The sequence below is a fragment of the Curtobacterium sp. WHRI 8282 genome (assembly GCF_040223925.2).
GTDB classification, from domain to species: domain Bacteria; phylum Actinomycetota; class Actinomycetes; order Actinomycetales; family Microbacteriaceae; genus Curtobacterium; species Curtobacterium flaccumfaciens.
Genome location: NZ_JBEHCD020000001.1, coordinates 594537 through 617055 on the forward strand (window position 1 = coordinate 594537; position 22519 = coordinate 617055).

At 72.0% G+C, this 22519-nt stretch carries 25 protein-coding genes; 7 read left to right on the top strand and 18 right to left on the bottom strand.

Annotation, left to right across the window (positions count from 1 at the left end):
- Positions 1-65 precede the first annotated feature (65 nt).
- The 5 genes from ABRP24_RS02920 to ABRP24_RS02940 are packed head-to-tail and all read left to right on the top strand — an operon-like array spanning position 66 to position 4825.
- Entirely contained in the window at positions 66-944 is an 879-nt protein-coding gene (locus ABRP24_RS02920; RefSeq protein WP_349847629.1) for an SIS domain-containing protein, read from the top strand.
- A complete protein-coding gene (locus tag ABRP24_RS02925; RefSeq protein ID WP_349847628.1) occupies positions 944-1855 on the top strand; it encodes an ROK family protein in 912 nt (303 codons plus the stop codon). Before ABRP24_RS02920 ends, ABRP24_RS02925 begins: the two co-directional genes overlap by 1 nt.
- Positions 1852-2970, top strand: coding sequence for an N-acetylglucosamine-6-phosphate deacetylase (gene nagA, locus ABRP24_RS02930; protein WP_349847627.1), 1119 nt, complete (start codon positions 1852-1854; stop codon positions 2968-2970). The genes ABRP24_RS02925 and nagA overlap by 4 nt, the downstream gene beginning before the upstream one ends.
- Positions 2967-3992, top strand: coding sequence for a PfkB family carbohydrate kinase (locus ABRP24_RS02935; protein ID WP_349847626.1), 1026 nt, complete (start codon positions 2967-2969; stop codon positions 3990-3992). The genes nagA and ABRP24_RS02935 overlap by 4 nt, the downstream gene beginning before the upstream one ends.
- Positions 3989-4825 carry a class II fructose-bisphosphate aldolase gene (locus ABRP24_RS02940; RefSeq protein ID WP_111056516.1) on the top strand — a complete coding sequence of 279 codons (837 nt, stop codon included), beginning with the start codon at positions 3989-3991 and terminating at the stop codon, positions 4823-4825. Before ABRP24_RS02935 ends, ABRP24_RS02940 begins: the two co-directional genes overlap by 4 nt.
- 70 nt (positions 4826-4895) lie before the next feature.
- On the opposite strand, the gene ABRP24_RS02945 is transcribed toward ABRP24_RS02940, so the two are convergent.
- From ABRP24_RS02945 to ABRP24_RS02955, 3 genes are all read right to left on the bottom strand, one after another.
- Entirely contained in the window at positions 4896-6302 is a 1407-nt protein-coding gene (locus ABRP24_RS02945) for an L-serine ammonia-lyase (protein ID WP_349847625.1), read from the bottom strand.
- Between the two features lie 56 nt (positions 6303-6358).
- A complete protein-coding gene (locus tag ABRP24_RS02950; RefSeq protein ID WP_027466823.1) occupies positions 6359-6553 on the bottom strand; it encodes a PspC domain-containing protein in 195 nt (64 codons plus the stop codon).
- A gap of 98 nt (positions 6554-6651) precedes the next feature.
- Positions 6652-7578 (bottom strand): NADP-dependent oxidoreductase, encoded by a 927-nt coding sequence (locus ABRP24_RS02955; protein WP_349847624.1) that lies wholly within the window; start codon positions 7576-7578, stop codon positions 6652-6654.
- 95 nt (positions 7579-7673) lie between these two features.
- Between ABRP24_RS02955 and ABRP24_RS02960 the strand changes: the two genes are divergently transcribed.
- Complete coding sequence (locus ABRP24_RS02960; protein ID WP_301581711.1) at positions 7674-8492, top strand: shikimate 5-dehydrogenase; 819 nt, start codon at positions 7674-7676, stop codon at positions 8490-8492.
- 75 nt (positions 8493-8567) lie between these two features.
- On the opposite strand, the gene ABRP24_RS02965 is transcribed toward ABRP24_RS02960, so the two are convergent.
- The 7 genes from ABRP24_RS02965 to ABRP24_RS02995 all read right to left on the bottom strand — a co-directional run bounded on the left by ABRP24_RS02965 (position 8568) and on the right by ABRP24_RS02995 (position 14754).
- Positions 8568-9011, bottom strand: coding sequence for an SRPBCC family protein (locus tag ABRP24_RS02965; RefSeq protein WP_027466826.1), 444 nt, complete (start codon positions 9009-9011; stop codon positions 8568-8570).
- A 4-nt stretch (positions 9012-9015) separates the two neighbouring features.
- A complete protein-coding gene (locus ABRP24_RS02970; protein ID WP_301624310.1) occupies positions 9016-10461 on the bottom strand; it encodes an NAD(P)/FAD-dependent oxidoreductase in 1446 nt (481 codons plus the stop codon).
- Between the two features lie 39 nt (positions 10462-10500).
- The gene (locus ABRP24_RS02975) at positions 10501-11193 is read right to left on the bottom strand and encodes a hypothetical protein (protein WP_349847623.1); all 693 of its coding nucleotides are present in this window, start codon (positions 11191-11193) and stop codon (positions 10501-10503) included.
- Between the two features lie 118 nt (positions 11194-11311).
- The gene (locus tag ABRP24_RS02980; RefSeq protein WP_027466829.1) at positions 11312-11980 is read right to left on the bottom strand and encodes a hypothetical protein; all 669 of its coding nucleotides are present in this window, start codon (positions 11978-11980) and stop codon (positions 11312-11314) included.
- Between the two features lie 216 nt (positions 11981-12196).
- Complete coding sequence (locus tag ABRP24_RS02985) at positions 12197-12724, bottom strand: GNAT family N-acetyltransferase (protein ID WP_051597013.1); 528 nt, start codon at positions 12722-12724, stop codon at positions 12197-12199.
- A gap of 27 nt (positions 12725-12751) precedes the next feature.
- The gene (locus ABRP24_RS02990; protein WP_349847622.1) at positions 12752-14029 is read right to left on the bottom strand and encodes an ABC transporter permease; all 1278 of its coding nucleotides are present in this window, start codon (positions 14027-14029) and stop codon (positions 12752-12754) included.
- Positions 14026-14754, bottom strand: coding sequence for an ABC transporter ATP-binding protein (locus ABRP24_RS02995; RefSeq protein WP_051597014.1), 729 nt, complete (start codon positions 14752-14754; stop codon positions 14026-14028). The genes ABRP24_RS02990 and ABRP24_RS02995 overlap by 4 nt, the downstream gene beginning before the upstream one ends.
- A gap of 80 nt (positions 14755-14834) precedes the next feature.
- Between ABRP24_RS02995 and ABRP24_RS03000 the strand changes: the two genes are divergently transcribed.
- On the top strand, positions 14835-15464 hold the full coding sequence (locus ABRP24_RS03000; RefSeq protein ID WP_349847621.1) for a TetR/AcrR family transcriptional regulator: 630 nt from the start codon (positions 14835-14837) through the stop codon (positions 15462-15464).
- Positions 15465-15545: 81 nt separating this feature from the next.
- Here the strand turns inward: ABRP24_RS03000 and ABRP24_RS03005 are convergent, their stop codons facing one another.
- The 8 genes from ABRP24_RS03005 to ABRP24_RS03040 form a co-directional block, all read right to left on the bottom strand.
- The gene (locus ABRP24_RS03005; protein WP_027466832.1) at positions 15546-16571 is read right to left on the bottom strand and encodes a glycine betaine ABC transporter substrate-binding protein; all 1026 of its coding nucleotides are present in this window, start codon (positions 16569-16571) and stop codon (positions 15546-15548) included.
- Positions 16568-17332, bottom strand: a complete 765-nt coding sequence (locus ABRP24_RS03010) for an ABC transporter permease (protein WP_111056509.1) — start codon at positions 17330-17332, stop codon at positions 16568-16570. The genes ABRP24_RS03005 and ABRP24_RS03010 overlap by 4 nt, the downstream gene beginning before the upstream one ends.
- The gene (locus ABRP24_RS03015) at positions 17329-18600 is read right to left on the bottom strand and encodes an ABC transporter ATP-binding protein (RefSeq protein WP_017887899.1); all 1272 of its coding nucleotides are present in this window, start codon (positions 18598-18600) and stop codon (positions 17329-17331) included. Before ABRP24_RS03015 ends, ABRP24_RS03010 begins: the two co-directional genes overlap by 4 nt.
- Entirely contained in the window at positions 18587-19234 is a 648-nt protein-coding gene (locus tag ABRP24_RS03020; protein WP_071245638.1) for an ABC transporter permease, read from the bottom strand. Before ABRP24_RS03020 ends, ABRP24_RS03015 begins: the two co-directional genes overlap by 14 nt.
- 208 nt (positions 19235-19442) lie before the next feature.
- Positions 19443-20180 (bottom strand): DinB family protein, encoded by a 738-nt coding sequence (locus ABRP24_RS03025; protein ID WP_349847620.1) that lies wholly within the window; start codon positions 20178-20180, stop codon positions 19443-19445.
- Entirely contained in the window at positions 20177-20788 is a 612-nt protein-coding gene (locus ABRP24_RS03030) for a hypothetical protein (protein WP_349847619.1), read from the bottom strand. The genes ABRP24_RS03025 and ABRP24_RS03030 overlap by 4 nt, the downstream gene beginning before the upstream one ends.
- A gap of 58 nt (positions 20789-20846) precedes the next feature.
- Positions 20847-21722, bottom strand: coding sequence for an aminoglycoside phosphotransferase family protein (locus ABRP24_RS03035; protein WP_349847618.1), 876 nt, complete (start codon positions 21720-21722; stop codon positions 20847-20849).
- Positions 21723-21839: 117 nt separating this feature from the next.
- Positions 21840-22490, bottom strand: a complete 651-nt coding sequence (locus tag ABRP24_RS03040) for a ScbR family autoregulator-binding transcription factor (RefSeq protein ID WP_349847617.1) — start codon at positions 22488-22490, stop codon at positions 21840-21842.
- Between the last annotated feature and the right edge of the window lie 29 nt (positions 22491-22519).

Genomic DNA, 22519 nt, shown 5'->3' on the forward strand with positions numbered 1-22519 from the left:
CACGATCGCTCGCTACGCTTCCTGATCATCGATCACCCGGATCGATCCGGACCCGGAAGGCTCCCATGACCGACACCTTCGTGAGCGCTGAACTGGCCTCGCAGCCGGAGACCTGGCGTGCAGCCGCCGCGCTCCTGCCGACCTTCGCCGATGCGCTCCCCCAGCCGGGCGAACGCGTGGCCGTGATCGGCTGCGGCACGAGCTGGTTCATCGCCATGAGCTACGCCGTCGCCCGTGAGCAGGCGGGCCTCGGCGTGACCGATGCCTTCGCCGGGTCCGAGTACCCCGCGTCCCGCGAGTACGACCGCGTGCTCATGATCAGCCGCTCGGGCACGACGACCGAGATCGTCGACCTGCTGCAGGCCCTGCCGTCGCAGCGGACCGTCCTGATCACGGCCGTCGCCGACAGCCCCGCCGCGGCCGTCGCCGACCAGGTGATCGCCCTGCCGTTCGCCGACGAGCGCTCGGTCGTCCAGACCCGCTTCGCCACCACGACGCTCGCACTGCTGCGGGCCTCCATCGGTGACGACGTCGACGCGCTCGCAGCCCAGGCCGAGACCGCACTGACGGTCCCCATCGACGACTTGCTCGACGCCGAGCAGGTCTCGTTCGTCGGTCGTGGGTCCGCCGTCGGCCTGACGTTCGAAGCCGCGCTCAAGACGCGTGAGGCAGCGCAGTTCTGGGCCGAGTCCTACCCGGCGATGGACTACCGGCACGGTCCCATCGCGATCGCCCAGCTCGGACGGCTCGTCTGGTCGCTCGGTACTGCGCCCGACGGACTGGCCGACGAGGTCGCCGCCACCGGCGCCCGCTTCGTCCAGCACGACCTCGACCCGATCGCCGGACTCGTCGTCGTGCACCGGTTCGCCGTCGCCCTGGCCGAGGGACGCGGGCTCGACCCGGACAACCCCCGGTCGCTCACCCGGTCGGTCATCCTCACCTGATGGGTGGCGCAGGCGCGGTGCTCGGGGTCGACGTCGGCGGCACGGGCATCAAGACCCGGCTGACGACCGCCGACGGTCTCGTCCTCGACGAGACCCGGGTACCGACGCCGCGCGACGACCCGGGCGCCGAGCGCCTCGCCGCCGTCGTCGCCGGACTGGCCGCACAGGCCACGCGACGGGTGCAGCTCGGAGCCATCGGGGTGGTGACCCCCGGCGTCGTCGACGAGACCCGCGGCACCGTGGACCTGTCCGTCAACCTCGGGTGGCGCGACGTCCCGGTGCGTGACCTCGTCCGCGCCGAGCTCCTGCGGCAGGGGATCGACGTACCGATCGCCTTCGGCCACGACGTCCGCGCCGGCGCCCTGGCCGAGGTCCGGGCCGGCGACCCGGCGCTCTCGCGGGGGTCGGTCTCGTTCGTGCCGGTCGGCACCGGCCTCGCGAGCGCCCTGGTGGTCGACGGCGGCGTCGTGTCCGGCGGTGGCTGGGCGGGGGAGATCGGACAGGTCCGGATCCAGGCCGGCCCGCACGCAGGCCACCGCGTCGAGGAGATCGCGTCCGCCGGGGGAGTCGCACGTCGTTCCGGCGTGCCGTCCGCTCACGCCGCCATGCTCCTGGTCCGCCAGGGCGACCCCGCAGCCCGTGCGGTCTGGGACGACTGCGTCGCGGTCCTGGCCGACGCACTCGCCTGGACCACCGCGGTCGCCGGGGTCCACACCATCATCGTCGGCGGGGGACTCGCGGAGTCGGGCCCGCTCCTGCTCGACCCGCTGCGCGACGCCGTCTCGGAGCGTCTGCAGGGCGTCCGTGTCCCCGTCATCGTGCCCGCCCGGCACGGTGACGCAGCCGGCGCCATCGGAGCGGGGCTCCTCGCACGCACGCTGCTCGAGACCGAGACCGGGGTCCTGCTGTGACCACCCTCGTCCGGGCCCATCGCATCGTCACGGCCCAGGCAGACCTGCACGACGGCTGGCTCGTCATCGGTGACGACGACACCGTTCTGGCGACCGGCACCGGGTCCCCGATGCGCACGGACACCGCCGTCACCGTCGACGGTGTGGTCGTGCCCGGGTTCGTCGACCTGCACGCCCACGGGGCGCTCGGGCACGACTTCGCCGGGTGCTCCGCCGAGGATGCCCGTGTCGCCGCCGGGCACCACCGGTCACGGGGCACGACCACCCTGGTCGGGTCCATCGCCACGGGCGAGCGCGCGGACACCGTGGCGGCCCTCACCCGGCTCCGGCCGCTCGTCGCGGACGGCACGCTCGCCGGGCTGCACCTGGAGGGGCCGTGGCTCGCGCCCGCCCGTCGCGGGGCGCACCGCGTGGACCTGCTGCACGCTCCGGACCCCGCCGAGGTCGACGCCTACTGCGACGCCGCGGGTGGCGCCCTGCGGATCGTCACGCTCGCGCCGGAGCTTACGGGTGCACTCGAGGCCGTCGCCCGTTTCGTCGAAGCCGGGGTCGTCGTCGCCATCGGCCACACCGACGCCACCGCCGAGCAGACCCGCCGCGCGGTCGACGCCGGAGCCTCGCTCGTCACCCACCTGTTCAACGGAATGCCCCCGCTGCACCACCGTGCGCCCGGGCCGGTCGGGATTGCGCTCTCCGACGACCGTGTGCTGCTCGAGTGCATCGTCGACGGCCACCACCTCGATCCCGTGACGGTCACCCTCGTGCAGCGCAGTGCTCCGGGCCGGATGGTCCTGGTCTCCGACGCCATGGCTGCGACCGGCTGCCCCGACGGCACGTACTCGGTGGCCGGATCGGCGGTGACCGTCCGCGACGGGCTCGCCGTGCTCGCCGACGGTTCGTCGCTGGCGGGCAGCACGATCACGGTCGCCGACGCCGTCCGCCGCCTGCTCGACGCCGGGACCGACCTGCCCGAGGTCGTCGCGGCGTCCGCGGGGCGTGCCGCACGCCTGCTCGGGGCTCCGGCACCGCTCAGCGTGGGCGGCCCCGCCGACCTGGTCGTGCTCGACCCGGAGCGCGGCAGCGTCCGAGCCCTGCCGACGGCGGTGGTCGCATGATCCTCGTCGTCACCCCGAACCCGGCCGTCGACGTGACCTACCGGGTCGCCGAACAGCGCATCGGCGAGACCCAGCGCGTGCTCGAGGTCCAGCGGCGCCCCGGCGGCAAGGGCCTGAACGTCGGGCGGGTCCTCGCCGCCACCGGCATGCCGACCCACGCCGTGCTGCCCCTCGGCGGCGACGGCGGGCGCTGGATCGCCCACGCCCTCGACGACCTCGGGCTCGTCCACACCGACGTCGCCGTCCGTGGTGAGACCCGCACGACCGTGACGGTGGTGGACGACCTCGCCCACCCGACGATGTTCGGCGAGCCCGGACCCGTGCTCAGCCCCGACGAGTGGGACACGGTCACCGCCGCGGTCGAGACACTGCTCGACGGCGATGCCGGCCGTACCGCCGGTACCGCCGGTGCCCCGCCCGCAGCCGCCCTGGTCGTGTCGGGCTCGCTGCCCCGCGACTCCGATCCCGCGGTCGTCGCCCGCTGGGTCACCGCCGCTCGCCACCGCGGTGTGCTCTCGGTGGTCGACTGCTCGGGCACCGCGCTGCTGGCGGCCGCCTCGGCCGGGGCAACGGTCTGCAAGCCCAACCGCGAGGAACTGCTCGAGGCCACGGGCACCGACGACGAGCGCTCTGGGGCGCTCCGGCTCCTCGGACTCGGTGCGACGGTCGTGGTCGTGTCCCGCGGATCCGACGGCATCGCCGCCCACACCGCCGAGCACGTGCTCGAGGTGCCGGCGGTCCCCGGGGTCTCGGGCAACCCGACCGGCGCCGGTGACGCCGCCACCGCCGGGCTCGTCGGTGTCCTCGTCGAGGTGCTCGTCGGTGACGGTCTCCCCTCGTCCGACGGCAGCGTCCGGGCCCTCGACGACGCCACCCTGCTCCGAGCCCTGCGGTCCGCCGCCGCACACGGGGCCGCGGCCGTCCTCCAGCCGGTGGCCGGCGCGGTCGACGCGGCAGACGTCCACCGCTTCCTGTCCACACCGCCCGATCCCGCCCACGACCGAACGAGGACCCCCGCATGATCACCGACCTCGCCCTCACCGGCCTGCTCGACACCGCCCGCACGGCCCGTCGCGGGGTCGGTGCGTTCAACGTGGTGCTGCTCGAGCACGCCGAGGCGATCGTCTCCGGCGCCGAGCTGGCCGGTCTGCCGGTGATCCTGCAGATCAGCGAGAACTGCGTCCGCTACCACGGCGGCCTCGCACCGATCACGACCGCGACGCAGGCGGTCGCACGTGCCGCCGACGTCGAGGTCCTCGTGCACCTCGACCACATCGAGGACCCTGAGCTGGTGGCGGCCGGCGTCGACCTGGGCGTCGACTCGGTCATGTACGACGGTTCGCACCTGGACTTCGCCGCCAACGTGGCAGCGACCCGCGAGCTCGCCGCGCGGTGTCACGCCGCGGGTGTCGCGATCGAGGCCGAGCTCGGCGAGGTCGGCGGCAAGGACGGCGTGCACGCGCCCGGCGTCCGCACCGATCCGACCGACGCCGCCGCGTTCGTCGCCGACACCGGGGTCGATGCCCTGGCGGTTGCGGTGGGGACCTCGCACGCGATGCAGACCCGCGAGGCCTCGGTGGACCGCGACCTGGTCGAGCGCCTCCGTGCCGCGGTGCCGGTGCCGCTCGTGCTGCACGGGTCGTCGGGCCTGTCCGACGACGAACTCCGCGGCGCCGTGCACGCGGGGATGACGAAGATCAACATCTCGACGCACCTGAACGGCCTCTTCACCCGTGCGCTCCGCACCGTGCTCGACGAGCGGCCGGACGTCGTCGACCCGCGCAAGTACGTGTCGGCGGGCCGGGACGCCATCGCCACCGAGACGGCGCGACTGCTGACGCTCCTGCACGCCTGACGCGCGAGCGGAGCAGACGAAGCGACCGAGCACGCGCGAACGAGCAGACGGAACCGCCCGACCGCGCCGCTCAGCAGAGCGGGACGTTCACCGCGAGCCCGCCCATCGCGGTCTCCTTGTACTTCGACGACATGTCCGCCCCGGTCTGCCGCATCGTCTCGACGACCTGGTCGAGCGACACGTGGTGCACCCCGTCGCCGCGCAGGGCCATCCGGGCGGCGTTGATCGCCTTGTTCGCCGCGATCGCGTTCCGCTCGATGCACGGGATCTGCACCAGACCGCCGATCGGGTCGCAGGTCAGCCCGAGGTTGTGCTCCATCGCGATCTCGGCGGCGTTCTCGACCTGCTCCGGCGTGCCCCCGAGGACCTCGGCGAGCCCCGCAGCCGCCATCGACGCCGCCGAACCGACCTCGCCCTGGCAGCCGACCTCGGCGCCGGAGATCGACGCCCGTTCCTTGTAGATCGACCCGATCGCCCCGGCGGTGAGCAGGAACCGCACGACGGCGTCGTCCCGTTCGGCGGCGGGGGCCTCGGCGACCGTGGGCACGTAGGTGAGCGCGTAGTACAGGACCGCGGGGATGATGCCGGCTGCGCCGTTCGTCGGGGCGGTGACGACGCGGCCTCCGGTGGCGTTCTCCTCGTTGACCGCCATGGCGACGAGGTTCACCCACTCCATCGCGAAGAGCGGGTCGTGGTCGGGGTCCTCGCGGGTGAGCTGCTCGTGCCAGGTGGCCGCGCGACGGCGGACGTCGAGCCCACCGGGCAGGCACCCACCTCTGCGGACGGAACGGTCGACGCACGACTCCATGACACCGTGGATGCCCAGCAGTCCGGACCGGATCTCGGCGTCCGTCCGGGTGACGGCCTCGTTCGCCAGGGCGACGCCGCTGATCGGCAGGCCTGAACCGGCACACGCGGCGAGCAGCTCGGCGCCGCTCGAGAACGGGTGGGGCACGGCGTCGTCGACCGGGATCGCGGCACCGGCGACCGCAGCCGACGCGTCCGCCGCGGGCTGGGCTGCCTCGTCCCGCGCGATGAACCCGCCACCGATCGAGTAGTAGGTCTCGTCGGCCAGATCGGTCCCGGCGGCGTCACGGGCACGCAGCCGCATGGCGTTCGGGTGCCGGGGGAGCATCGTCAGGGGGTGCAGGACGATGTCGGCGAGGCGGAACGGCACGCTCGCACCGCCGTCGAGCCGCAGGACACCGTCGCGTTCCAGGGCATCGAGCGCGAGGACCATGGCATCGGGGTCGACGGTCTCCGGGTGTGACCCCATGAGCCCGGCGACGACGGCACCGAGGGTGCCGTGACCCTGCCCGGTCGACGCGAGGGACCCGTACAGGTCGACCACCACGGACGTGACGGGCAGACCACGGACGAGGGTGGCGAACTCGGCACCGGCCCGCATCGGGCCGACGGTGTGCGAGCTCGAGGGGCCGACACCGACGCTGAACAGATCGAAGACGGAGACCGGCACGCCGCCACACTAACCCGCCCGGACGGACCGGTGCTCAGCGCCGCGACCCCGACCGCTCAGCGCCGCCGACCACCCTCGGGTGGCATCACGAACCACAGCACGACGTACGCGATCCACAGCGGCCCGGGGAAGAAGCTCAGGATGACCCAGACCACCCGGACCAGGGTGCGCGACAGGTTGAAGCGGTCGGCGAGACCGGCGCAGACGCCGGCCAGCAGACGACCGTTGCGGGGACGGGAGAGTGTGCTCATACCGACGACGCTACGCAACGCCGCCGGTCGAGCGCATCCGGGACGCACCCCGAGCGTGGTGGGGGAAACCCCCGGGCCGGCCCTGAGCGGCGCTGGGATCAGGGGATGAGGACGATCTTGCCGCGGGTGTGGCCCTGCTCGAGCTCCTCGAAGGCGTCCTGCACGCGGTCGAGCGGGTAGGTCGCGGCGACGGGCACCTCGATCGCGCCGTTCGCGACCTCGAGGGCGAGCGCCCCGAGGATCTCCGGGTCGGCGGTGTCCGCGCTGCCCGAGGCCTTCGCCCCGGCCTCGGCGGCCTCGTCGAACGCGATGATCGTCTCGATGCGGTCGACCGGCACCCCGAGGGCGATGCCGAGCCGGACGTACTCGGCACCGTGGGTGTCGATCACGGCGTCGACGCCGTTCGTCGCGAGTTCGGTGATGCGCTCCTGCAGCCCGTCGCCGTACGCGACCGGGCGTGCACGCTTGGAACGGAGCCACTCGTGGTTCGCCTCGGACGCGACGGCGATGACGTCGATGCCCTCGTTCGCGAGCAGCTGGGTGACGAAGCCGCCGACCCCGCCCGCGGCGCCGGACACCACGACGGTCTCGCCCGGACGCGGATCGACCGCGCGGACGGCTGCGGCCGCGGTGGTCGCGATGACGTCGAGGCCACCCGCCACGGTCCAGTCGAGCAGGCGTGGCTTCTGGACGACCTGGACGGCCGGCACGGAGACGTACTCGGCCTGGCTCGCGCGGTCCCACGACCAGCCGATGACCTCTTCGCCCTCGTCGACACCGTCAACCTCGGCCCCGACGGCCACCACGATGCCGGCGAAGTCGGTGCCCTGCCCGGACGGCAGGTCGCCGCCGAACGCACCCTGGCGGATGGCGGACTCACCGGGGTTGATGCCCGCGGCGCGGACGCGGACGAGCACCCGCCCGGGCGTCACCTCGGGAACGGGCACCTCGGCGACGTGCAGGACCGATCGGTCACCCCACTCGTCGAAGCGGACAGCGCGCATGGTCTCCGGGATCTCAGTCATCGGCACCGACGCTACCCCGGCGCGCGGCACCCGGTCTGCGTGGACCGCTCCATCCCTGCGAGGACGCGAAACGGAGAGGGTGCGAGACTGGGGGCATGCCCATCCTGAACAAGGACATGCAGGTCTGCATGTCGCTGGCCGCGCGACCGAGCAACATCGGCACCCGGTTCCACAACTACCTGTACGACGAGCTCGGCCTCAACTTCCTGTACAAGGCGTTCACCACGACCGACCTGCCCGGCGCCGTCGCCGGCATCCGTGCGCTCGGGATCCGCGGTTGCTCCGTGTCGATGCCCTTCAAGGAGGCGATCATCCCGCTGGTCGACCACATCGAGGACTCCGCCGCCGCGATCCAGTCGGTCAACACGGTCGTGAACGACGACGGCGTGCTCACCGCGTCGAACACCGACTACGAGGCGATCGCCGCCCTGCTCGGGTCCCACGAGGTCGACCCGGCTTCGCGCGTGCTGCTCCGCGGCTCGGGCGGCATGGCCAAGGCCGTCACGGCGGCGTTCCGCGGTGCCGGCTTCGACCGGTTGACGGTCGTCGCCCGCAACGAGCAGACCGGCCCGGCCCTCGCATCGCAGTACGGGTACGACTGGGTGGCCGACGAGCACGAGGCGGGGGAGACCGACCTGGTCGTCAACGTCACCCCGCTCGGCATGCGCGGCGATCAGCAGGACGCACTCGCCTTCGCGCCGGAACGGATCGAGGCGGCGCACACCGTCTTCGACGTGGTCGCGTTCCCGTCGGAGACCCCGCTCGTGCGGGCAGGCCGGGACACCGGCAAGCACGTCATCACCGGCGCCGAGGTCATCGCCCTGCAGGCAGCCCGCCAGTTCGAGCGGTACACGGGCGTCGCCCTGACCGACGACCAGGTGGCGCGGGCCAGCGAGTTCTCGCGCGCCGAGTAGTCGACGCACCCACAGGGCGGACGGGAGGCCCGTGGCGGCGCCGCCACGGGCCTCCCGTCGGTCTCGTGGGACGTCTCAGGCGTTCGCCGCGCGCCCGACGGCCACCCACTCGAGGCGGCGGAGCGTCTCGCGGTTGCGGATCCAGATGAGCGGCTGCATGAGGAAGTCGGGCACGTACGAACCCGGCCCGGCCACCGCGTTCTCGGTGATCGTGACCTTGCTGCCGTGCCGGTGCGGTTCGACCGTCAACTCGACGCGGGCCTCGCCGATGGGCCAGCCCTTCGGCTGGATGACCATGCGGTGCGGCGGCTCCCACACCAGCGACGTCGTGACGTCGTTGATGACGATCGGCCACGCGCCGAACGAGTGGTGCAGGTGGGTACCGACCTGCGGCCAGCCGGACTCCTCCTTGCGCATGCGCGAGGCCCCGACCACCCAGGTCGTGTAGAGCCACCCGTCGCCGAGCACGTCGAAGACGGCTTCGGGACGGCAGTGCAGGATGCGGACGTTCTTCGCCATGTGATCAGCCTTCCGGGGTGAGGTCGACGTCCTCCGGCAGGCCGAAGGTGTGCCGGAGTGCGCTCTTCGCCGCGTGCCACCCGGCCATCCCGTGCACGCCGGGGCCGGGCGCGGAGGACTCGGAGCACAGGTACATGCCGCCACCCATCCGCCACGGGTCGCTGGACAGGACGGGGCGCTTGACGAGCTGCCAGAAGCTCGCGGCACCGGCGGCGATGTCGCCACCGACGTAGTTCGGGTTGTACTCGCCCATCTGCACGGCGGTGCGGGAGCTCGACGACAGGATCGTGTCGCGGAACCCCGGCGCGAACCGCTCGATCTGGCGGGTGACGGCCTCGCTCGGGTCGACGTCCGACCCCGCGGGGACGTGCGCGTAGGCCCAGAAGACGTGCTTGCCGGCCGGTGCCCGGGTCGGGTCCACCACGGTCGGCTCCGCCCCGAGCACGTACGGGCGCTCGGCGTGCTGCCCGTGCGCCACCGCCCGTTCCGCCGCCGCGATCTCCTGGCGGGTCCCGCCGATGTGGACGGTCCCGGCCTTCCGCAGCGACTCGTTGGTCCACGGCACCGGGTCGGACAGCGCGAAGTCGACCTTCGCCGCCGCGTTGCCGAACCGGAAGCGACGCAGCGCCCCGCGCTTCGGCGTCGGGATCTGCTTGCCCGCGATCCGGAGCATGCCCGGCACGCTCGTGTCGAACAGCACCGCCTTCGCCGGGGTGAGGTCACCGAGCGACCGGACCTCCTGCCCGGTGACGATGCGGCCGCCGTGCGCGACGAGGTCGGCGGCGAGCGCGTCGACGATCGCCTGGCTGCCGCCGATCGGCACCGGCCAGCCGCGGGCGTGCGCGTACGAGCCGAGCGACAGTGCCGCCGCCGCGGTGGACAGGGACGGCAGGTGCTGGATCGAGTGCGCGGCGACGCCGGACACCATCGCCGGGGCGGCCTCACCGCGGAAGCGCAGATTCCACGCGGCGGTGCCCTGCTCGAGCGCCCGCAGGCCGAAGCGCAGGACGGTCAGGGGGTGCCGCGGCACGTGCAGCAGCGCGTCGGTCGCGAAGTCGGCGACCTGGTCGGCGTTCTCCGCCAGCGGGGCCATCAGCTGCTTGAAGGCCGGACCGTCGACCCCGAGCTCGGCGGCGGTGCGGTCGAGGTCCTGGTAGGCGATGCCGGCGCGGCCGCCGTCGAGCGGGTGGCCGTACTGCACCTCGGGCAGGCGGAGTTCGATGCGCTCCTCCATCCGGAACAGCCGGAAGAACTCCGACTGCAGGGCCATCGGGTGGACGGCGGAGCAGACGTCGTGCAGGAAGCCGGGCAGGGTGAGCTCGGCCGTGCGGGCGCCGCCGCCGATCGTGTCGTTCCGTTCGACGACCTCGACCGACAGTCCGGCGCGTGCGAGCGTCACCGCTGCCGCGAGCCCGTTCGGTCCCGCTCCGACGACCACCGCATCAACCATGCACCGAGCCTAGGGACTCGTGACTGCGTGTGGGGTCGGTCAGATCACCGAGGCGCCTGTCGACACCGCCATCCGCTTCCGAGCCAGGACGTCGTCGATACGGTGCGCACCGGTGATGAAGGCCGCTGCGTCGGGATCGATCGCTCCGGCGATCGCGACGATGTCGTCGCGGATGGCCGCCAACGGCGCGTTGTGGATCGGTTCGTGGTGGGCGAGCCGGTTCCGGAACCTGCGCACCGCATCGAGTCGCCGGTGCAGCTGCTTGCGTCGGACCGCCCCCAGGCCGGGGAACGCGTGCACGAGCCGCGGCTGCCAGAGCGTCGTCTCGTAGCTCCAGATCGGGCCTCGGGGGATGCCCGCATCGGTGAGGCCGACCCAGAAACCGAAGCTCGTCGCGGCGACCACCTGATCCGGTTCGGGATCGGCGAAGCCCCGTCGACGCAGGGTTCGAGTGGCGTCGTCGACCGCTCGACGTTCGCGTTCCAGCAGGTGGACTGCGGCGTCGTTCCACCAGTCGTCACGACGCCCCCGGCGGAGTTCGTCGTGGAGCGCGTTCCGGACGACCACTTCGAGGCAACCGACGGGACCCCGGAACGCCGACGCGATCTCTGAGTTCCAGGCGTAGAGCCGGGCAGCGAGGTCGGTACGGCCGTCGTAGCGGGCCGCGTACCGGTCGAAACGCGCTGCGCTGAGCAGCCTCGGGAGTGCCTGCAGCGTGGCTGGATCGATCATCGCGCCCCTCGTCGCACTCCTCTGAGACAGCAATCGCCCCAGGAGTCCGGCGAGCCGAATGGTCCTGGGGCGTTACTCGATGAGCGTATTGAAGTCGAGGCGGTATATCAAGTACCGGTCAGGTGCGCGAAGTGTCGGGATCAGCGGGGTCCGACTCGTCCTGGTCACCGTCGGCGTCGTCGGGCTCGTCGGCGTCGACCGGGGTCGATCCGACGGGGTGCTCGGCGAGCAACTCGGCGAAGTCCTCGTCGAGCATCTGCTGCAGTCGGTCGTCACGGCCGATCTCGTAGTCGTCCGCGGGGCGCTGGGCCCAGCCGAGGCGCCCGACGACGGTGGTGCCGATGTCGTCCCAGGCGCGGGCCCGCGCGGCGAGCACGATGCCGTCGACGAAGTGCTGGTCGTCGCGCCGCTTGTCGAGCATGGTGGCGAGCTGCTCGTAGGTGGCCTCGCGCATCCGGAGCTTCAGGTCGTCGCCCCGCCGGTAGTCGTGCTGGTGGCGGGAACGGCCCTTCTGCTTGCTCGAGGTGGAGCGGATCTCCCGCATGCGTGCGGCGTCGCCCCGCTGTTCCTCGGCCATGCGGTGGAGTTCCTCGCGCGTGGCCTCGGCGATGAGCGCGTGGTCGAAGTACCCCTGGTCACGCAGGGCGTTCGTGATGATGCGGTTGGCCACCGCGATGGTGACGGCGGCCTTCGCGATGAGGAAGCCCTCGTCGACCGCCCGCTTCAGTTCGACCTGGCTGATGGGTCGATCGCGCACGTCGGGGTTGCGTCGTCCGAACAAGGCCATGCTCCGACGATACCGGCGACCGGTGTCGGTCGGCCTGCACGACGGTCGCGCGGGCACCCGGTGCCGACGCGCCGCGCACAACCGAAGTGCCGTCGAACCGGCGGTCGGCGCGGTTCGGATGGGCTTTGGTTGTGCGGCGCTGCGGCACACCGGGAGCGCGGCCAGCGGCCAGCGGCCGTCGGCCGCGGCCGGCGGCCTGCACGACGGCGACGGGCGTCAGAGCAGCAGGCCGTACACGGCGACGTCAACACGCTCGGGGCCGAGGGGCAGCGCGCCGCGCAGGGTGCCCTCGTGCTCGAAGCCGAGCCGCTCGGCGAGCCCCCGGCTCCGCGCGTTGTCGACCGCCGTCCGGATCTCCATCCGTGCGGACCCGCGCGCCCGGGCGACCCCGATCAGCACGGTGGCGGCCCGCCGGACGACACCACGGCCCTCCTGTCCGGCGTCCACCCAGTAGCCGAGCGATGCCTGGCCCAGGTACGGATCGAACGTCAGCGAGGCCACCCCCACGATGCGGTCGTCCGCCCGGATGACGCAGGGCAGCGCGCGGTCCATCGCGAACTGACCGAGCAGCCGCTCGGTGTGCAGGGCGATGGCCTCGCGGGTCTGGGGGTCCCAGGCCCAGGGCTCGGCGGCCCGCAGACGATCGGTGTTGGCGTGCACGAGTGCGAGCACCGGGTCGACCGTCGTCAGGTCGCGCAGCGTCAGCGTGTAGCCGTCACCGAGGTCGCGTCCGAACGTCGTCACCGTCCAGACACTAGGCACCCCTGCCTGTCACTCGTACCGGAGCGCCTCGATCGGGTTCTGCCGTGCCGCTCGTCGTGCCGGCAGGGTGCCCGCCAGGAACGCGATGAACATCACGACGAGGATGATCGTGGCGACGGAGCCCGGCGCGAACTGCATGATCTGCAGCCCCGGCAGGTCCTTGAGGAGCGTGCCGGCCAGGACGTTCGAGATCCCGGTGCCGAGCAGGATCGCGACCCCGGCGCCGATGGCACTGCCGAGGAACCCGATGAACACCGCCTCGAGCGAGAACAGCGTGTAGACCTTGCCGCCACCCATGCCCATCGCCTTCATGAGGCCGATCTCGCGGGTGCGCTCCTGCACGCTCATGAGCAGGGTGTTGATGATGCCGAAGCCGGCGGCGACGAGCGCGATCACGGCGAAGGCGTTCAGGACCCCGACGATGCCGCTGATGACGGTCTGGAACTGGCCGAGCTGGTCCTGGATGGTCTGACCGAGGAACCCGTCGTCGGCCAGGGACTTCTTGACCGTGGTGACTGAGGCGTCGGAGTCGAGCGTCGCGGTGGCGCTGGCGTAGGACGTGGCGATCGAGTCGGGCTTGCCGATCTCCTGCGCGGCCTGCATGGCGTCGGTCAGTGCGGCGTTCGCCCCGGCACCGCTGCCGAACAGCGACTCGTTCTGCACCCCGACGACGGCGGCGGTGAGCGTGTGCGGCTTGCCCTGGTAGTCGTCGACGGCGATCGTGAGCTCCTTGCCGACGGCGGCCGAGGCGCTGCCGAGGCCCATGTTCTTCAGGTAGTCGGTCGGCAGCATCACCTGGTTGGCGTCGGTCTCGTCGTCGAGCTGCTTGCCGCTCGCCAGGTCGGCGTCGAGCTCGCCGGCGTTGGCCGTGAGCGACACGACGTACTTGCCCTGGTCCCCGTACTCGGCGTACTTCGGTGCGAGGGCGACCGCGGGGCGGAGGCTCTTGATGCCGTCCGTCTTCTTGATCGCGTCGACGTCGGACTGCGACAGGTACGAGAACGACGCCGGGCCGCGGTCGACGCTCTGGCCGGACTCGTCCGGGTCGTACTTCGCCGGGCCGCTGTCGGTCGAGGTGCTGTCGACCGCCTTCGTGATGGTCAGCGAACCGGTGTCGCCGATCGAGGAGACCTGGCTGTCGATGTAGTTGCTGACGCCCGTGCCGATCGCCGACGTGAGGGTGATCGTGAAGGCGCCGATGAAGATCGCGATGACGGTCAGGGTCGTGCGCAGCTTCGAGCGGAAGGTGTTCGAGACCGCGGTGCGCAGGAGGTCGAGGAAGTTCATGCGGAGTGCCTTCCGTGCGTGGCAGACGCGTCGACCACGTCATCGGGTCCGCCGACGATCAGGCCGTCGCGGACGTTCACGCTGCGGTCGCAGCGCGCGGCGAGCTCTTCGTCGTGCGTGACCACGACGAGCGTGATCCCCCGCTCGCGCTGCAGCCCGAACAGCATGTCCTCGACCACCTGTCCGGTGTTCGTGTCGAGGTTGCCGGTCGGCTCGTCGGCGAAGATCACGCTCGGCTCGCCGACCAGCGCCCGGGCGATGACCACGCGCTGCTTCTGGCCGCCGGACAGGTCGTTGGCGTCGTTCTTCGCCTTGTCGGCCAGCCCGAGCGCATCGAGCGCCGCCATGCCCCGGCGCTTCCGCTCGGCTCCGGAGACACCGGCGATCTTGAGCGGGAGCACGACGTTGTCGAGCACCGAGGTCTTCGGCGTGAGGAAGAACTGCTGGAACACGAACCCGAAGGTGCTGTTCCGGGTGCGGTTGACCTGCCGCGCACCGAGCGTCGCCGCGTCGGTGCCGTCGAGCAGCACCTGTCCGGCAGACGGCTTGTCGAGCAGTGCGAGCAGGTGCATCAGCGTCGACTTGCCGGAGCCGGACTTGCCGACGATCGCCAGGCTCTCGCCCTGGTGCACCGCCAGCGACACCCCCTTGAGCGCGTCGAACCGCGTCGCGCCGCGGCCGTAGGTCCTGGCGAGGTCACGGGCCTCGAGCACGGGAGTGGTCATGGGTTCACCGTAGTGTCCGATGCACGACTGCAAGTTTGCGTTTGCTGTAGATCATGTGACGTTCCGGTTACAGTCGGGCCATGCCCGACTCCGCGACGTCGTCAGAACTCGGTCTCCGTGACCGCAAGCGCATCGAGACCCGCAACCGCATCGCCGAGGCGGCTCGGTCCCTGGCCCTCGAGCAGGGCGTCGACGGCACCACGATCGAGCAGATCGCCGCGCGGGCCGACGTCTCCCCGCGGACGTTCTTCAACTACTTCGAGAGCAAGGAGGACGCGGTCCTCGGGCACACCGAGCTCGACCTCGAACCCGCCACTCTCGAGGCGCACCTGGCGACCGTCGCGGGGGAGCCGGCGGCGCAGGCCGTCGTGGACCTGGCGTTCCTGGTGTTCGGGTCGTCGTTCGGCGACGAGCACGAGCGGCTCGAGCGCAAGGCCGTCATCGTGCGGTTCCCGCAGCTGATGCGTCGGCAGGTCGCGCGGATGACCACGGTCGCCGAGGCGATGACCGGCGCCGTGCGCACGATCCTCGAACGCGACCCGGCCTGGGGCCCCGAGGCGGCGACCCCGCAGGCGGCCGAGATGCTCCTCGGAATGTGCATGACGGGCCTCCGCAGTGCCGCTCGGCACGAGGGTTCCGACCCGGAGCAGGTGCGGGCGGCGGTGGTCGCGTCGATCCGCGACACGGCTGCGCGCATCGCCGCGGCCTGAGACGCGACCACGAACGCAGGGGAGGCACGGTGCCAGCTGGCACCGTGCCTCCTGTCCGTGACGTGGATGCGTCGAGAACGGTCAGGGCTTCGTGATGAAGCCCTCCTTGACCATCCAGTCGAAGGCGACGTCGGCCGGCTCACGCCCCTCGACGTCGACCTGACGGTTGAGCTCCTGCAGCACGGCGTCCGTGAGCTTCGGCGAGATCTGGTCGTAGATCCCCTCGAGCTGCGGGTACTCCTTGAGCGTCTTCGAGTCGATGACGGGCGCGACGTTGTACGCCGGGAAGAAGCCCTTGTCGTCCTCGAGCACCGTGAGCCCGAGCGACTTGATGCGGCCGTCGGTGGTGAAGACCTCACCGAAGTTGCACTTGCCGCGGTCGGTGGCCGTGTAGACCGTGCCGGTGTCGAGGATGCTCACGTTGCTGCTCGGCACCCCGTTCGACCCCGAACCGCCGAGCTCCAAGCCGTACTTCTTGAGCATCGGCTTGAAGCCGTCGGCACGGGAGTTGAACTCCGACTCCACGCAGAACGTGCGCTGGTCGACCGGCAGCTTGGTGATGTCGGAGAGCGTCTTGACGTCCCCGAGCTCCTTGACGGCCTCGTTGCGGACGGCGAACGCGTAGGTGTTGTTCATCGGCGCCGGCTTGAGCCAGGTCAGTCCGTTGCCGGCGTCCTCCTTCTTCACCGCCGTCCACTGCTCGGTCTTGTCCGGGATCCCCTTCGTGTGACCCATGAAGGTCAGCCAGGCGGTACCGGTGTACTCGTACGTGAAGTCGGCGGCGTGCGAGGTCATCAGCTCACGGACCGCGACGCTGCCGGGCACGTTCGTCTCGTCGGTGACGTCGAACCCGGCGGCCTTGGCGGCGAGCACGGCGATCTTGCCGAGCACGAGCTGCTCGGTGAAGTTCTTCGACGTCACGGTGATGTGGGCGCCGGCCGGCAGGTCGTCGATGCGCTGGATGGAGCCGGCGCCGGCCTCGGGCACGAACGACGTCGCGGGCTGCAGGCCGCACCCGGTCAGGACGAGGGCGGTGGCACCGGCGACGAACGCGGCGGCTCCGACCCGGGTGCGGGTGCGGCGGGTGCTGCGTGTGCGGCGGGTCATCGGAGTCCCTTCGGTCGTGCGACCGTCTCGACCACGCGGCCGAGCCAGTCGATGGAGAGGGCGAGCAGGGCGACGAGGAGGGCCCCGGCGACGAGCACCTTCGGCAGGAACAGCGTCACGCCCGTCGTGATGAGCAGACCGAGTCCGCCCGCACCGACGAAGGTGGCCAGGCTCGCCGTGCCGACGAGCAGCACGAGGGCGGTCCGGATGCCCGAGAGCATCACGGGCACCGCGAGCGGCAGTTCGACGCGCATCAGCACGCTGAAGGCGCTCATGCCCATGCCGCGACCGGCCTCGACCAGGCGGTCGTCGACGCTCTGCACGCCGATCATGGTGTTCCGGAGCACCGGCAGGATCGCGTAGAGCACGAGCGCGATGACGGCGGACGAGCTGTTCAGGCCGAGCCAGGCGGCGAGCAGCACGATGAGGCCGACGGCCGGGGCCGCCTGCCCGAAGTTCGCGACGGCGAGCACGTACGGGCTCGCCCGGCGCAGCGGCCCGCGGGTGAGCACGACGCCCAGCGGGATGCCGATCACGAGCACCAGGACCGTCGACTGCAGGGTCAGCACGAGGTGCTGGCCGGTCAGGGCCAGGATGTCCGCCGGGTTGAGCGTCGTGCGCTCCGTCGGGGTCAGGTCCGCCGTCGCGAGCCACACCGCGAAGCCGGCCAGGACGACCAGGATCGCGATCGGCTGGAACAGCAGGCCCTTCCACGAGGTGCGTGCACCGGTGGCGGGGCCGGCGACGGCGACTGCGCTCACAGGTCTTCTCCGGTGGGCATCGCCGACACCGGTGACGACGGCATGGTCTCGATCGGGTTCGTGTTGGTGCCGACCGGCGTGTAGGCCTGGTCTCCGGCGGCGGTCGCGCGGGAGCGGGTGATCGCCTCCATCACGGTCTCGACGGTGATCACGCCGCGGAACGCGTCACGACGACCGGTGACGAGTGCGGCTCCGGCGCTCGAGACGAGCATGGTGTCGAGCGCGTCGTTGAGGGTCGCTGCCTCGCCCACGACGGGCAGGCCGGGCTCGACGCCGTCGGGGATGCGGTCGAGACGCTCGAGCTGGCGGCGCGACGGCCACCCGATCGGACGCTGGCGGTGGTCGACGACGACGGCGTGCTGGTGCCCACCGGCCTCGTTCATCCGCTGCAGCACGGCCTTGACCTCTTCGCCGGGCGAGCAGGTCACGGCCGACTCGACCTCGACGTCGCGCACGCGGTTCAGCGTGAGCTGCTTCAGGCCGGCACCAGAACCGATGAAGTTCTCGACGAACTCGTTCGCCGGCTCGGCCAGGATCCGCTCCGGGGTGTCGTACTGCACGATGTGCGCACCCTCGGTGAAGATGACGATCCAGTCGCCGAGCTTCACGGCCTCGTCGAAGTCGTGCGTGACGATGACGATCGTCTTGTGCAGTTCCTCCTGGATCCGCAGGAGCTCGTCCTGCAGGCGCTGGCGGGTGATCGGGTCGACCGCACCGAACGGCTCGTCCATGAGCAGGACGGGCGGGTCCGCCGCGAGCGCACGGGCCACGCCGACGCGCTGCTGCTGCCCACCGGAGAGTTCGCGGGGGAACCGGTCGCGGTAGGTGTCGGGGTCGAGCGAGACCAGGTCGAGCAGCTCGTCGACGCGCGCCGCGATCTTCTCCTTCGACCAGCCGAGCATCTTCGGCACGATCGCGATGTTCGCCGCGACCGTCATGTGCGGGAAGAGACCGCCGGCCTGGATCACGTAGCCCATGCGGCGGCGGAGCTCGTCACCGTCGATGCCCGTGACGTCGTCGTCGCCGACGACGATCCGGCCCTGCGTGGGCTCGATCAGGCGGTTGATCATCTTGAGGGTCGTCGTCTTGCCGCAGCCGGACGGGCCGACGAGCATGACGATCTTGCCGGCCGGGATCTCGAGCGTGATGCCGTCGACGGCGGGCTTCGACTGCCCGGGGTACCGCTTGGTGACCTCGTCGAGCAGGATGCTGCGCCCGGTGACGTCCCCGTCGGGCGCGGTGGTGGTGGCGGAGTCAGTGCTGGACACGGATACCTCTCGAGATGGTCAGGCGGCCGAGGCCGATGAGGAGCAGGTCGAGGACCAGGGCGAGCAGGACGACGCCGACCACCCCGACCACGACGGAGAACAGGGCGTTGGCGCCGCCGAGGCGGGACAGCCCGGAGAAGATGAAGCCGCCGAGCCCGGGACCGAGCGCGTACGCGGCGATGGCGGCGATGCCCATCACCATCTGCGCGGCCACGCGCACGCCGCTCAGGATGATCGGCCAGGCCATCGGCAGTTCGACCTGCAGCAGGGTGCGGAACCGGCTCATGCCGATGCCGCGCGCCGACTCGACGACTGCAGGCGGGATCTCGGCGAGACCGACGACCGCGTTGCGCAGGATCGGCAGCGCGGCGAAGAAGACGACCGTCACGACCGACGGCAGGACACCGAAGCCGAGCGGGACGATGAGCAGGCCGATGACGGCGAACGACGGCAGGGTCAGGCCGATGGCCGACACCCCGTTCGCGAACGCGGTCAGGCGCGGGCTGCGGTAGACGAGTGTGGCGAGCACCACGGCGATGACCGTGGCGAGGACGACGCACTGGACGACCAGTGAGAAGTGCTGCCACGATGCGAACCAGATCTGGTTCCATCGCTCCACGACGTACTGGAACACGGGTGGGCGCTCCCCTTCCGGTCGGCTGAACTGCCCACAGATCGGGGCACGAGCTCGGCCAAAGCTACGCAGCAGCCGGACCGGTTGTACAACGCAACCCCGCCTGCACGACGGTTTCCCTTGCGGTTGCGAGGTGGACAACCCCTGGTCAGCGGGGGTTTACCAGGGCGAGGCTGGGAGAACGGTAACGATCGGTCTGCCTGCTCGGCTATGCGTCGAGGTCGCGCAACCCTGATCGCTCCGCGATGTCGACGAGCTGCTCACGCCACCGGACCCATTCCTCCGGGGACTTGTCGGCCAGGTTGCCGTCGCCGTCGCCGGCCAGGCCGTCGAGCATCTCGCGCACGATGTCGGCGTGACCCGCGTGCCGGGCGGTCTCGTACGCCATGTGCACCAGGATCCGGTGCAGGGTGACGTCCCGGTGCCCCTCCGGCCACCACGGCACGGTCCCGGTGGCGGTGAGGTCGAGCGCTTCGATCGTGGCGTCGGCGTGGGCGGCACTCCGGTGGTGGAAGGCCACGATGTCGGCCATGGTCTCGTCGAGCGAGGCGTACATGTCCTCGCCGTCCTCCGACTCGAGCCAGGCGGGCTGGTCCGGCAACGGCCGCCCGAACACCTCGCCGAAGTAGCCGGCCTGCACCCCGGCGACGTGCTTCACCAACCCGAGGACGTTCGTGCCCGTCGGCGTCACCGGCCAGCGGGCCTGCCGCTCCGCGAGCCCGTCGAGCTTGGCCAGCAGGGCCGCGCGGTGCTTCTGCAGGTACCGGTGCAGCGTCCGCTTCACCGCGGCGTCGGCGGCAGCGGCGTCCGCGACCGCGCCGTCCGCGGCCGTCGTGCCGTCGGGGTTCCGCGTGGACCCTTCGTCCGACAGCAGGGCGTTGCCGCTCGCGGCCAGGGTGCTGGTGCTCGCGGGGTGCACCTCGGGGACCGCTTCGACGTCGCTCATGCCCCCGATCGTGCCACCCGGAGCTCCTGCAGGCGCGTCGACTCCTGCACGGCCACCCGTTCGGCGGTCAGCAGCAGCCCGGCGACCTCGGCGCCGGTGCGTGCCGGGGCGTCGTTCCAGCTCGTCAGGTCACGCACCCGGCCCATCCGGATGTCCGGCGCGGGGCACCAGAGCACGGGCTCGCCCTCGTCGCGGGCGAGGGCGTGCCACACGACGTCGAGCGCGTGCTGCACCCGGGGCGCGTGGACCGCGTGCGGCCCGCCGGCGGCGGACACGACCGCGCCGACCAGGCAGGCACCGACGAGCGGCCGGCCCTGCAGGTCCATCGCGGCGGCACTGGAGGCCTTGCGCTCGCGGCCGTGCTCGTCGAGGTAGGCGAACCAGGCGTGCTGGACCCACCCGCGTTCGACGACGGCGCGGGCGTCGGAGAGCAGGTGGACGAGTTCCCCGAGTTCGCGCACCCGGTCGTCGACCCGTCGCGCGCGGGCGGCGGCGCGGCGTTCGGACAGACGGTCGAGCAGGCCGCGGAGACCGCGTCGCTCGGGTCGGACGGGGGCGGGGGAGGCGTCGGTGGCGACGTCGTGCTGGACGCGGAGCTCGAGGGTCATGGCGGCCCCTCCGATCGGCTGTGCACGGATGGTGCGGTCACGATAGCCCCGCGGGGACTCAGTCGTCCAGCACCGCGTCGATGCTCCGTCGCGCGACGCTCCGGAAGGCGCGTTCGTCGGCGGTCGCCAGCGCGGACGCGAGCGCGACCACCCACCCGCGTGCGCGCAGCCAGGTGGCCTCCGGGGCCGCGACCCGCGCGCGGAATGCCCGACGCCCCGGCCGGTCGAGCGTCAGCCAGGCGGTGGCGAGGTCGACGGCCGGGTCGCCCGCGGTGACGTCCCCGAAGTCGATCACGGCCGACAGACGGTCGACACCGTCCGACGGGTCGACGAGCAGGTTGAAGGGGTGCAGATCGCCGTGCACCCAGACGGGAGGCCCGGCGTGCGCGGGCACGGCCGCTGCGGTCCGCCACAGCGCGGCCAGCTCTCCGGCCCGGTGCACGCCGTGGTCGTCGAGTCGCGCCAGCACGGCCTCGCTCCGCGACGCGAGCGGCACCGCACGGAACGGGTTCGCCGGGGCGTCGTCCGGGGCCAGGACGTGCAGGAGCCCGACGAACGCGGCGAGCGCCTCGGCGACGGGGACCCCGGCCGCCCGTTCACCGATCGCCGTGCCGGGCAGCCACGGCACGATGCTCCACGACCACGGGTACCCGAGGGCGGGGCGGCCGGTCCGCACCGGGGCCGGCACCGGGACGACCGATCCGACCCGGGCGGCGATGTCGGGCAACCAGCGCTGTTCGTGCTCGACGAGGCGTGCGGCCAGCTCCCGACGGGGGACCCGGACGGCCAGGTCGTCACCCAGGCGCAGCACCACGTTGTCCCAGCCGTTCGCGACGACCTGGAGCGGGAGCCCGGCCAGGTCTGGGTGCTGGTCGCGCAGCAGGGCCCGGACGAGCGGGACGTCGACGTCGACCTCGGCAGCGGGTGTGGGCACGGCGTCAGGCTAGTGGGCCGCCGGACACACGCCCGCGAACTGGGGCCGGTGGCGCGACACCCTTCTCGCTAGTCTCAGAGGCGAGGTGACGTGGGTGTTTCCCTGGGGGGACCCGCGTCACTCCGGAGCGATGAGCGCGACGAGCCTCGGGATCTCCGGACGCAGCCGTTCGGTGACGAACGCGTCCAGCAGGACCGTCCAGAGTTCCCGCAGGCCCGCGAACAGGTCGGCCCGGCGGGTCATCACGTCCGAGACGGTCTGCACGCCGGTGTAGGCGCGGACGACGACCCGGCCGACCAGGTCCGGGTCCCACCGCTGGTCGAGCTCACCCACCTCGACGGCCTGCCGTGCGAACCCGGCGACCACCGTGGTCCAGTCGGTGTACGGGTCCTGCCGCGCGATGTCGCTCGCGGCCACGTCGGTCGACAGCCGCACCCCGGCGCTCACGACGACCTCGGACGTCATCTGGACCGCGAGCCCCTGGCACAGCCACATGATCGACTCGAGCGGGGTGGTGCCCCGGGCCACCGCGGCCTCGCCGTACCGGCGGGAGATCGCGTGCTGCTCGGCGACGACGGCCCCGGCCATGTCGGCCTTCGACGTGAAGTGGAAGTACAGCGCACCCTTGGTCATCCCGATGCGTTCGGCGATGCCGTCCATCGAGGCACCGACGTACCCGCGTTCGTCGAACTCCGCGGCCGCGCCCTCGATGATCGCCGTGCGGGTCGCGAGCGACCGCTGTTGCCGGGTCGGTCGGTCCTGCGCCATGGGGTCCGATCGTAGTCAGCGCACACTGC